The sequence below is a fragment of the Amycolatopsis kentuckyensis genome (genome assembly GCF_002155975.1).
In the GTDB taxonomy this organism is placed as follows: Bacteria; Actinomycetota; Actinomycetes; order Mycobacteriales; family Pseudonocardiaceae; genus Amycolatopsis; species Amycolatopsis kentuckyensis.
Genome location: NZ_MUMI01000385.1, coordinates 1 through 10,734, shown reverse-complemented (window position 1 = coordinate 10,734; position 10,734 = coordinate 1). Strand labels below are relative to the sequence as shown.

Annotated in this window: 12 protein-coding genes; 10 read left to right on the top strand and 2 right to left on the bottom strand. The window is 73.2% G+C overall.

Going from position 1 to position 10,734, the window contains the following annotated elements:
• From CCN39_RS32530 to CCN39_RS32505, 6 genes are all read left to right on the top strand, one after another.
• Nucleotides 1-315 (top strand): carbonic anhydrase (locus CCN39_RS32530; RefSeq protein WP_167455247.1); only part of this gene is annotated, 315 nt, incomplete at its 5' end.
• Between the two features lie 259 nt (nt 316-574).
• Nucleotides 575-1,294 carry a dethiobiotin synthase gene (bioD, locus tag CCN39_RS32525; protein ID WP_208630484.1) on the top strand — a complete coding sequence of 240 codons (720 nt, stop codon included), beginning with the start codon at nt 575-577 and terminating at the stop codon, nt 1,292-1,294.
• A 79-nt stretch (nt 1,295-1,373) separates the two neighbouring features.
• Nucleotides 1,374-2,387 (top strand): biotin synthase BioB, encoded by a 1,014-nt coding sequence (bioB, locus tag CCN39_RS32520; RefSeq protein WP_244211098.1) that lies wholly within the window; start codon nt 1,374-1,376, stop codon nt 2,385-2,387.
• The gene (gene bsaP, locus CCN39_RS32515) at nt 2,374-2,577 is read left to right on the top strand and encodes a biotin synthase auxiliary protein BsaP (protein ID WP_086848526.1); all 204 of its coding nucleotides are present in this window, start codon (nt 2,374-2,376) and stop codon (nt 2,575-2,577) included. The genes bioB and bsaP overlap by 14 nt, the downstream gene beginning before the upstream one ends.
• Before the next feature lie 249 nt (nt 2,578-2,826).
• Complete coding sequence (locus CCN39_RS32510) at nt 2,827-3,423, top strand: DUF2567 domain-containing protein (protein ID WP_086848524.1); 597 nt, start codon at nt 2,827-2,829, stop codon at nt 3,421-3,423.
• Between the two features lie 48 nt (nt 3,424-3,471).
• On the top strand, nt 3,472-4,500 hold the full coding sequence (locus tag CCN39_RS32505) for a M48 family metallopeptidase (RefSeq protein ID WP_086848522.1): 1,029 nt from the start codon (nt 3,472-3,474) through the stop codon (nt 4,498-4,500).
• Nucleotides 4,501-4,626: 126 nt separating this feature from the next.
• Here the strand turns inward: CCN39_RS32505 and CCN39_RS32500 are convergent, their stop codons facing one another.
• Nucleotides 4,627-5,343 (bottom strand): LON peptidase substrate-binding domain-containing protein, encoded by a 717-nt coding sequence (locus tag CCN39_RS32500; RefSeq protein WP_086848520.1) that lies wholly within the window; start codon nt 5,341-5,343, stop codon nt 4,627-4,629.
• A gap of 40 nt (nt 5,344-5,383) precedes the next feature.
• Nucleotides 5,384-6,016 (bottom strand): NUDIX hydrolase, encoded by a 633-nt coding sequence (locus CCN39_RS32495; RefSeq protein WP_086848518.1) that lies wholly within the window; start codon nt 6,014-6,016, stop codon nt 5,384-5,386.
• Nucleotides 6,017-6,128: 112 nt separating this feature from the next.
• Here CCN39_RS32495 and nadA point away from each other — a divergent pair, with 112 nt between their 5' ends.
• From nadA to CCN39_RS32475, 4 genes are all read left to right on the top strand, one after another.
• Nucleotides 6,129-7,139 carry a quinolinate synthase NadA gene (gene nadA, locus CCN39_RS32490; RefSeq protein WP_086848516.1) on the top strand — a complete coding sequence of 337 codons (1,011 nt, stop codon included), beginning with the start codon at nt 6,129-6,131 and terminating at the stop codon, nt 7,137-7,139.
• Entirely contained in the window at nt 7,136-8,779 is a 1,644-nt protein-coding gene (locus CCN39_RS32485; RefSeq protein ID WP_086848514.1) for an L-aspartate oxidase, read from the top strand. The genes nadA and CCN39_RS32485 overlap by 4 nt, the downstream gene beginning before the upstream one ends.
• Nucleotides 8,776-9,669 carry a carboxylating nicotinate-nucleotide diphosphorylase gene (gene nadC / locus CCN39_RS32480; RefSeq protein WP_086848512.1) on the top strand — a complete coding sequence of 298 codons (894 nt, stop codon included), beginning with the start codon at nt 8,776-8,778 and terminating at the stop codon, nt 9,667-9,669. Before CCN39_RS32485 ends, nadC begins: the two co-directional genes overlap by 4 nt.
• A 96-nt stretch (nt 9,670-9,765) precedes the next feature.
• Nucleotides 9,766-10,734: S8 family serine peptidase (locus tag CCN39_RS32475; RefSeq protein WP_244211097.1), on the top strand; the 969-nt coding region annotated here is incomplete at its 3' end.

The following is a 10,734-nucleotide window of genomic DNA, read 5'->3' as shown; positions in this document are numbered from 1 at the left end:
CTGGCCGACGGTCCGCCGCCGGGCCCGCTGTCGGCCTGGCTGGCCCACGCGGAACCGAGCGCGCACCGGCTGGGTTCGGCCACCCTGGACGGCGCCGTCCCCGACCGGGAAGGTGATCGACTGGCCCTGCACAACGTGCTGCAGCAGCTGGAGCACCTGCGCGAGTACCCGTCGGTGGCGGCGGCGGAGTCGGCCGGGAAACTCCAGCTGACGGCGATGTACTTCCACGTCGGCGACGCCCAGGTGTACCTGTTCGATGCGGCGGAGCGAACGTTCCGCCCGGCCGGGGCACCGGTGGCGGTGCCGGGCGCCTGAGCTGCCCGTCGTCCGAGGTTCGAGCCGGGTCCGCGGTCCGCGGGCTCGGCTCGCTCGATGTGGGGGCCGGGCCGGCTCGTCGATCGTGGTCGACGTGGTCCCGGGCTGGTGGGCGCGGCTCGCCGACCGTTTCGATCGGGGCCGGCGCGGGCCGGGCCGACGCCGCCTCGGGCCCGCCGGATGACCGCCCGGCCGGCCCGCTGACCACGGCCCGCGTGCGCGACCGGGCGCGGAGTCACTATGTTGATGGCCCGTGACCATGCTGGTGATGACGGGGACCGGGACCGGGGTCGGCAAGACGATCACCACGGCGGCGATCGCGGCCCTGGCGGCGGCCGGGGGGCAGCGGGTGGCCGTGCTGAAGCCGGCCCAGACCGGGGTGCGGCCCGACGAGCCCGGTGACCTCCAGGACGTCCTCCGCCTCGCCGGACCGGACGTCACCACGCGCGAGCTGCGCCGCTACCCGGATCCGCTCTCCCCGGAGGCCGCCGCCCGGCGCAGCGGGCTGCCCACGCTCGACCCCGGCGAGATCGCCCAGGCCGCGTCCGACCTCGACACCGCGCACGACCTCACCCTCATCGAGGGCGCCGGCGGGCTGCTGGTGCGCTTCGACCGCACCGGGGCGAGCCTCGCCGACGTCGCCTGGTCGCTCGGCTCGCTGGTGATCATCGTGGCCGAGGCCGGCCTCGGCACGCTCAACGCCACCGCGCTCACCGCCGAGGTCGCCGGCAAGCGCGGGCTGACCGTCGCCGGCGTCATCATCGGCGCCTGGCCGGCCGAACCGGACCTCGCGGCGCTGTCCAACCTCGAAGATCTGCCGGTCGCGGCGGGTGCGCCCCTGCTCGGCGTGCTGCCCGCCGACATCGGCCAGGCCTCCCGCGAGGACTTCCTGGCCGCGGCGCGGGCCGGGCTCTCGCCGTGGTTCGGCGGCGAATTCGACCCGGAACTTTTCGCGGGATGCGCTTCTGCCGGGAAGTGACCTGCATCGCTGTCCCCTCGCGGCCCCTTCGTGCACGATGAGGGACGCTTTCCCGCACCACCTCGATCAAGGAGCCGCCGTGACCGCAGTCCCGGACACCGATGTCCTCGCCCTCGCGCGCGAGCAGGTCCTCGAAAACGGCGTCGGCCTCGGTGAACAGCAGGTCCTCGACGTGCTCCGGCTGCCCGACGACCGGCTGCCCGACCTCCTCGCGCTCGCGCACGAGGTGCGGATGCGCTGGTGCGGGCCGGAGGTCGAGGTCGAGGGCATCATCAGCCTCAAGACCGGCGGCTGCCCCGAGGACTGCCACTTCTGCTCCCAGTCCGGCCGCTTCCCGACGCCGGTGCGCTCGGCGTGGCTCGACATCCCGAACCTGGTCAAGGCCGCCCGGCAGACCGCCGAGACCGGCGCGACGGAGTTCTGCATCGTCGCCGCCGTCCGCGGCCCGGACAAGCGGCTGCTCTCGCAGGTCCGTGAAGGCGTCCGCGCCATTCGCGAAGACGGCAACGACATCCAGATCGCCTGCTCGCTGGGCATGCTGACGCAGGAGCAGGTCGACGAGCTCGTCGACATGGGCGTCCACCGCTACAACCACAACCTCGAGACGGCGCGCTCGCACTTCCCGTCGGTGGTCACGACGCACACGTGGGAAGAGCGCTGGGACACGCTGCGCATGGTCGCCGAGGCGGGCATGGAGGTCTGCTGCGGCGGCATCATCGGCATGGGGGAGACGGTCGAGCAGCGCGCGGAGTTCGCCGTGCAGCTGGCCGAGCTGAACCCGCACGAAGTGCCGATGAACTTCCTCATCCCGCAGCCGGGCACGCCGTACGAGCACTACGAAATCGTCGAGGGCCGCGACGCGCTGCGGACGGTGGCGGCGTTCCGGCTCGCGATGCCGCGCACGATGCTGCGGTTCGCGGGCGGCCGCGAGCTGACGCTGGGCGACCTCGGCGCGGAGCAGGGCATGCTCGGCGGGATCAACGCGATCATCGTCGGTAACTACCTGACCAACCTGGGCCGGCCGGCTTCGGCGGACCTGGCGATGCTGGACGAGCTCAAGATGCCGATCAAGGCCCTCAGTGACAGCCTCTGACCCGGCCTTTTGTGTCCACTGTGGACAGCAGTCGCCGGGTGGGGCGGACCACCCGGCGTGCCACAACCCGCGGACGGCGCTGGAGCCGCCGCGGTTCTGCACGTTCTGCGCCCGCCGGCTGGTGGTCCAGGTCAGCCCGCTCGGCTGGACGGCTCGCTGCAGCCGCCACGGCGAGACCGCCGGCGGCTGACGGCGGGGTGGGGTAACGAACCGGATCGTTCATAATGCCCGCGGTGAGGCTGGCTGGTGGCTGTCGGCTGGGTGGGGTAACGAACCAGATCGTTCATAACGTCCGCGGTGAGGCCGGCTGGTGGCTGGCGGCGGGGTGGGGTAACGAACCAGATCGTTCACAACACCCGCGGCGACACGGGCGAGCGGCTCACGGCGTCCACGCATCGACCGGTTACGCTCAGTGGCACTGTCGCAGGAAGGAGTCCGGGTGAGTGAGTCGTCGGGGCCCGCGCACCGGCCGTCGGCCGTGCCCGGGCCGTGGTCGGTGCCCGTGCTGTTCCGCGAGCGGCGGCCCCGGGTCGTGGTCAAGGCCGACCTGCTGCCCGCACTGAGCGTCCTGCTCGCGCTGACCGTCTTCAGCTTCCCGATCGGCTTCCTGTGGTCCCGGATCGCGCCGCCCGAGCGCGTCCGGATCATCGCCGCCGACGGCTCCCAGGGCGCGCTCGAGCTCGAGAGCTGGCACCGCTTCGACGACCTCGCGATCTTCGGGTTCCTCACCCTCGGCTTCGGGATCGTCGCCGGCGTCGTCGTCTGGCTCCTGCGCGAGCGCCGCGGGCCGGTGGTGTTCCTCGCCGCGGTGCTCGGCGTCGCGGTCACGAGCGCGCTGGCGATGTGGATCGGCCTCCGGATGGCCAACGGCCACTACACGATCACCACCCCGCCCGCGCTGGGCGCGGTGATCGAGCTGGCGCCGCGCCTGGAGTCGTGGTGGGTGCTGCTGACCGGCCCGCTCGGCGTGTCGATCGCCTACAGCCTGCTGGCCACCTGGAACGGGCGCGACGACCTGGGCCGCCGCCTCGGCTGACCGGTTTCCCCTAAGGTGGTGTCCGTCACCTACAGGGGGGATCCAGCAGTGACCGAGGACATCGAAGTTTCGCGGCACAACGCCGTCCGCTTTCCCGGCCTCAGCCCGCGCGCGTACGAGCACCCGGTGGACCGCGGCGCGCTCGCCACGCTGCGCGCGGTGCCGGGCTTCGCCCAGGTCGTCAAGGCGGTTTCGGGCTTCTACAACGAGCGCGGCGAGCGGCTGATGGCGCTGGCGTCGTCGATCCGCGTCGGGCCGAAACAGTACCCGGAGCTCGACCGGCTGCGTCACGAGTGCGCCGAGACGCTGGACCTGCCCGCGGTGCCGAACCTGTTCGTCTTCCAGGACCCGCGGATCCGCGCGGAGACGGTCGGCATGGACGAGCCGTTCCTCCGCGTCAGCACCGGGCTCGTCGAGCTGATGAACCAGGAGTCCCTGCGGTTCGTGATCGGCCACGAGATGGGGCACGTGCTGTCCGGGCACGCCGTCTACCGCACGATCATGGTGCGCTTGATCGGCCTGCAGCTGGCGATGTCGTGGACGCCGGTCAGCGCGATCGGCATCCGGGCGATCATCGCGGCGCTGCGCGAGTGGTTCCGCAAGGCGGAGCTGTCGTGCGATCGCGCGGGGCTGCTGTGCAGCCAGAACCCGACGGCGGCCCTGCGCGCCCAGATCCAGGTCGCGGGCGGCATCGACCCGGCCCGCATCGACGTCCCGTCGTTCCTGCAGCAGGCCGCGGAGTACGAGTCGGTCGAGGACATCCGCGACAGCTTCCTCAAGCTCAGGTCGGTCGAGACGGAGTCGCACCCGTTCGCGGTGGTCCGCGCGGCGCAGCTGCAGAAGTGGGCGGCCTCGGAGGAGTACCGCGCGATCCTGGCGGGCGACTACGCCCGCCGGGACTCCGACACCCCGACCGCGGACTGGAAGGACGACCTCAAGTCGGCGGCCCAGTCGTACAAGGAATCGTGGAACTCGTCGACGGACCCGCTGACCAAGGTGTTCAGCGACGTCGGCGAAGCGGTTTCCGGCGCGGCGGGCAAGGTGTGGAACAAGTTCGGCAACGGGAACGGTTCTTGATCCGGTTTCGGGCTGGCGGCTGAGGTTCGGTTGCCGTCGGCTGCCCGGCTCCTGTCCCGCGCGCCGACGGCCCGCCGCCGTTTCCCTGCCGTGCCAACGTTTGCCGGAACCCGGCGGGGCCGGAGGTCAGTTCAAACTGGCCGGCCGGCTCAGGTCGGTCAGCTCGCCCGGGGGCAGCGGCACCGCGCCCAGCGTGTGCAGGAACCCCGCCTCCCGCGTCAGCAGGCGGCAGGCGATCCGCAGCCTCCGCAACGGGTGGCGTTCCTCCAGCAGCTTCTGGCGGTCCTCCAGGGGCAGCAGGCAGTCCGCCGCCAGCACGTACGCCAGCTCGGCGATCGTCGTGTCCGGGTCGGGGGTGTTCCAGTCGTCGCTGCGCCACGCCGTTTCGCAGTACCGCCGGTGGGCCGCCCTGGCGACCGTGGCCAGGCGCTCGGCCATGCCGCCGGACGGGGCGACGGGGTCGTCGTCGAGCCACTCCACCGAGGCGATCAGGTACGGCGCCGAAACGCAGTCCAGGTCGCGCAGGCGGAAGCGGCGCTGGGCCTGCGTCACCACGTCGAACCGGCCGTCCGGCAGGCGCTTGGCCTCGCGCAGGACCGTGCTGCAGCCGATCTCGTACAACTGGTCCAGACCACGGACCTCGCGGGTCAGGGACGACCGCAGCGCGACCACGCCGAACTCGCGGCCCGGCACCGTGCCGCTCATCAGGTCGGCCGTCAGCTGCCGGTACCGCGGTTCGAAGATGTGCAGTGGAAGCTTGGTGCCGGGCAGCAGCACGGTCTGAAGCGGGAACAACGGCAGGATCGTCGTCGTCGCGGCACTTTCCGATTCCGGCTCGGTCACGGGTCCACGGTAAGCGCAGAACGCCGCCGCCGCAGCACGGTCACCGGTTGGGCGGCTTGAACACCGCGAACGGATCGGTGATCTGCATGCCCTTGCCGGCGAAGGAGAACAGCGCCGCGGGACGGCCGCCCGCGCGGCCCGGGGGCGCTGTGTGGCCGGTGGGGACCAGCAGACCGCGCCGGGACAGCACCCGCTGCAGGTTGGTCGCCGAGACGCGGTAGCCCAGCGCCGCCGAATACAGGCCGCGCAACGCCGAAATCGTGAACTCGTCCGGCGCCAGCGCGAAGCCGAGGTTCGTGTATGACAGCTTCGATCGCAGCCGGTCACGGGCGCGCAGCACGATCGCCTCGTGGTCGAACGCCGTGCGCGGCAGCGAGGCGACGTCGTGCCACTCCGTGTCCTCGGGCACCTCCGGATCGACGTCCGAGGGGACCAGGCCGAGGAACGCCGTCGCCACCACCCGCGGCCCCGGGACGCGGTCCGGGGCGCTGAACACCGCGAGCTGCTCCACGTGCTTGAGCTGGCGGACGTCCACCTTCTCGGCGAGCTGGCGCCGGATCGACGTCTCGACGTCCTCGTCCGGCCGCAGCCGCCCGCCCGGCAGCGACCAGCGGCCCAGGTGCGGGTCGAGCGCCCGGCGCCACAGGAGCACCCGCAGTGTGTCCGAGCGCACTTGAAGGACCGCGCCCAAAACCTCGTGGGCCAGGGGGGCCTGGGTGTTAAGATGACTTCGCACGGTTTTCGATTGTAAGGCGAAAACCGGAGACAGGTCCAGGAGGGCCAGCATGACTTCCACGCTCGAACAGGACCTCACCCCCTACGGCGGGGTCGAGGCGAACGCGGCCTGGGCGGAGGAGGTGCGACGCCTGGCGAACCAGCGCGACGCGGTCCTGCTCGCGCACAACTACCAGGTCCCGGAGATCCAGGACATCGCCGACCACACCGGCGACTCCCTCGCGCTCAGCCGCATCGCGGCGAGCAGCGACGCCTCCACCATCGTCTTCTGCGGCGTCCACTTCATGGCCGAGACCGCGAAGATCCTCTCGCCGGAAAAGACCGTCCTGATCCCGGACGCGCGGGCCGGCTGCTCGCTGGCCGACTCCATCACCGGCGCCGAGCTGCGCGCCTGGAAGGCCGAGCACCCGGGCGCGGTGGTCGTCTCCTACGTCAACACCACGGCCGAGGTGAAGGCCGAGACCGACATCTGCTGCACGTCGTCGAACGCGGTCGACGTCGTCGCCTCCATCCCCGCTGACCAGGAAGTTCTGTTCCTCCCGGACCAGTTCCTCGGCGCGCACGTCAAGCGCGTCACCGGCCGGGAGAACATGCACGTCTGGGCCGGGGAGTGCCACGTCCACGCGGGCATCAACGGCGCCGAGCTGGCCGAGCGCGCGGCCGAGGAGCCGGACGCCGACCTGTTCATCCACCCCGAGTGCGGGTGCGCGACGTCGGCGCTCTACCTGGCCGGCGAGGGCGCTGTGGCGCCCGAGCGGGTGAAGATCCTCTCCACCGGCGACATGGTCCACGAGGCTCGCGACACCAAGGCCAAGACCGTGCTGGTGGCCACCGAGATCGGCATGATCCACCAGCTCCGCAAGGCCGCGCCGGGCATCGACTTCCGCGCGGTGAACGACCGCGCGTCCTGCCGGTACATGAAGATGATCACGCCCGCGGCGCTGCTGCGCTGCCTGCGTGACGGCCTCGACGAGGTCCACGTCGACGTCGAGACGGCGGCGAAGGCCCGCGCTTCGGTGCAGCGGATGATCGAGATCGGGCAGCCCGGCGGCGGCGAATGACTCCGCCGGTTAATGACCCACGGGCGAAAACCCCGGTCTGGGAAGCCCGTGCCGACCTGGTCGTGATCGGCAGCGGCGTCGCGGGGCTGACCGCGGCGCTGCGCGCGCAGGCCCTCGGGCTGCACGTCCTGGTGATCACCAAGGCCACCGTCGCGGACGGCAACACGCGCTGGGCCCAGGGCGGCGTCGCCGTCGTCCTGGAAGACCAGCACGACCTCGACGACTCGGTCGCCCGGCACGCGGAGGACACGTTCACCGCGGGGGCCGGCCTGTGCGATGAGCCGGCAGCGCGCTCGATCCTCGACGGCGGGCCGGCCGCGGTCGCCCGGCTGCGGGCGGACGGCGCGCAGTTCGACGCTTCGGGCAACGGTCTGCTGGCCCGGGCCCGCGAGGGCGGCCACAGCGCGTTCCGCGTGATCCACGCGGGCGGCGACGCGACCGGCGCCGAGGTCGAACGCGCCCTGGTCGCGCAGGCCGGGCAGGTCGGGGTGCCGGTGCTGGAGCACCACATCGCCGTCGACGCGCTGCGCACCCCCGGCGGGCGGGTCGCCGGTGTGACGGTGCTCGACCACCACGGCGTGCCCGGCGTCGTCCGCGCTTCGGCCGTGCTGGTGGCCAGCGGCGGCATCGGGCAGCTCTACCAGGCGACGTCGAACCCGGAGATCGCCACCGGGGACGGGCTCGCCCTCGCGCTGCGGGCCGGCGCGACCGTGGCGGACATCGAGTTCGTGCAGTTCCACCCGACCGTGCTCTACACCCCGGGCGCGCGCGGCCGCTGCCCGCTGGTCACCGAAGCGGTGCGAGGCGAGGGCGCGACGCTGGTCGACGGCGCCGGCCTGCCGGTGATGCGGGGCGTGCACCCGCTCGGCGACCTCGCGCCGCGTGACGTCGTCTCGGCGGCGATCACCCGGCGGATGGCGACCGCGCCGGGCGGCGTCGACGACCACGTCTTCCTCGACGCGACTTCGATCGAGGGGTTCGCGCAGCGGTTCCCGACGGTGTTCGGGGCGTGCGCGGCGCTGGGTCTCGACCCCGCGGTGGACCCGATCCCGGTCACCCCGGCCGCGCACTTCTCCTGCGGCGGCATCGTGACCACTGTGGACGGACGCTCGTCGGTGGCCGGGCTCTACGCGGCCGGCGAGGTCGCGCGGACCGGGCTGCACGGGGCGAACCGCTTGGCGTCCAACAGCTTGCTCGAAGGCCTGGTCGTCGGGCAGCGCGTCGCCGAAGCCGTCGCGGCGGACCTCGCGGCCGGCTTGCTGGCCGATCCCGCCCGCGGTCGCCTGCCGTCGTGGACGACCGCTCCCGCGGCCGACCGCGATTCCCTGCAGCGGGTGATGAGCCGGTACGCGGCCATCGGCCGGGACGCCGACGGCTTGGCGGCCGCCGGTTCGGTGCTCGACCTGTCGCTTTCGGACACTCCGTTGTGGACGCACGCGGCGGTCGAGGACGCGGCGCTGACCGTGGTGGCGCAGGCGTTGCTCGCCGCGGCCGTCCGGCGCACCGAGTCGCGGGGCTGTCACGTGCGCACCGACTTCCCGACGCGCGACGACGGCTGGCGGCGCAGCCAGCTCATCCGGCTCAGCCCGTCCGGCCAGCCCGTGCTGGCCGACCCGATCCCCCTGGAGGGCGTGGCATGACGTTCCCGATCTCCGAACCCGTCCGCCGCCTGATCGCCGCCGCGGGCCTGGACGTCGACGACGTCGAGCGCGTGGTGTCCACGGCGCTGGGCGAGGACCTGCGGTACGGGCCGGACGCGACCACGGCCTCGACGGTGCCGGCCGACGCGACCGCGGTCGCCGAGCTGACCCCGCGCGTGAACGGCGTCGTCGCCGGGCTGCCGGTGGCGCTCGCCGTGTTCGACATGGTCCTGGGCGACGGCTACGAGGTGCTGGCCCGGCGCGAAGACGGTGACCGGCTGGTCGCGGGGGAGCCGGCGCTGGTGCTGGCCGGCCCGGTGCGCGGGCTGCTCACGGCCGAGCGCACGGCGCTGAACCTGCTGTGCCACCTCTCCGGCGTCGCCACCGCGACCGCCGCCTGGGTGTCCGAAGTGGACGGTACCGGGTGCGCGATCCGGGACTCCCGCAAGACGTTGCCGGGGCTGCGGCTGCTGCAGAAGTACGCCGTCCGCTGCGGCGGCGGCGTCAACCACCGGCTGGGCCTCGGCGACGCGGTGCTGATCAAGGACAACCACGTCGTCGCGGCGGGCTCGGTGACGGCGGCGCTGGCCGCGGCCCGGGCGCACGCGCCGGAACTGGCGTGCGAGGTCGAGGTCGACACGCTCGAGCAGCTCGAGGAGGCCCTGTCCGCCGGGGCGGACGAGGTGCTGCTGGACAACTTCACGCCGGAGGAGTGCCGCCGCGCGGTGGCGCGCCGCGACGAGGTCTCGCCGAAGACGCGGCTGGAATCCTCTGGTGGGCTGACCCTCGACCGTGGTAAGGCCTACGCACTGTCCGGTGTGGACTATCTGTCGGTGGGTGGGCTGACCCATTCCTCGCCGGCCCTGGATCTCGGCATGGACCTTCGCTGAGGCGTCGTTCCGGGCTAGACTGGCGGTGGCGGAATTCCTTGTCCGCCACCGTCTTTCGGTTCGGGGGTTCGGGTGCGGTTACCGGCGGTTCTCGCGGTGGCGGGCCTTGTGGCGGCGTCGGGTGTCCTCGGCGCTCCGGCCGCTTCGGCGCAGGGGTGCGCGAACCCGTCCGGCAGCTACGCCGGTGACGTCCCGTGGGGCCAGCGCCTGGTCGACCCGGCGCGGCTGTGGCCGCTGACGCGGGGTGACGGGCAGCTGGTGGCCGTGATCGGCACGGGTGTCGACGGGCAGAACGCGCAGTTCGCGCCCGGCCAGCTCGAAGGCGGCGCCGGCACCGAGCGCACGGACTGCGACGGCCGCGGCACGATCGCGGCCGGGATCGTCGGCGCGCAACCGGATCCGTCGACGACGTTCGCCGGCGTCGCACCCGGCGTGCGGCTGCTGCCGATCCGGTACACCACCGGCGACGGCGGCGACCCGGCCGAACTGGCCGACGCGATCGACCGGGCCGTGGACCGGCGCGCGAGCGTGATCCTGATCGCCGTGCCCGCGGCGATCGACAGCCCGGCGTTGTCGGGGGCGGTCACGCGGGCGCGCGCGGAAGGCGCGGTGGTCGTCTCGGCGGCGTCGGCGAGCCAGCAGGGCGCGCGGACGTACCCGACGGCGACGTCCGGAGTACTGGCGGTCGGCTCGGTGAACCCCGCGGGGGAGCCGGTGCAGACGGAGGCGGGGGACTACGTCGGCGTCGCGGCGCCGGGCGCGGAACTGGTGAGCACGTCGGCGGGGGCGGGCGGCGCGGTGGCGCACCGCTGGCCGGTGACCGACCCGGGCCTCGCGGCGGCGTACGTCGCCGGGGTCGCGGCGCTGGTGCGGGCGTACCACCCGGCGCTGTCCGGCGACCAGGTCGTGACCCGGTTGACGCTGACGGCCCACCGGCCGCCGTCCGGTGCCCACGATCCGCGGCTGGGCTGGGGAGTCCTGGACGCCTACGCGGCGGTGTCGTCGACCCTGCCGGCCGACGTGGCCGGACCCGGCGCGGTTCCCCCGGCGGCCTCGGCCCCGGTG

Excerpts from the sequence above, each read along its gene's own strand:
- CCN39_RS32485 (WP_086848514.1), top strand. The coding sequence starts at position 7,136 with ATGACTCCGCCGGTTAATGACCCACGGGCGAAAACCCCGGTCTGGGAA.
- nadA (WP_086848516.1), top strand. The coding sequence starts at position 6,129 with ATGACTTCCACGCTCGAACAGGACCTCACCCCCTACGGCGGGGTCGAG.
- bioD (WP_208630484.1), top strand. The coding sequence starts at position 575 with ATGCTGGTGATGACGGGGACCGGGACCGGGGTCGGCAAGACGATCACC.
- nadC (WP_086848512.1), top strand. The coding sequence starts at position 8,776 with ATGACGTTCCCGATCTCCGAACCCGTCCGCCGCCTGATCGCCGCCGCG.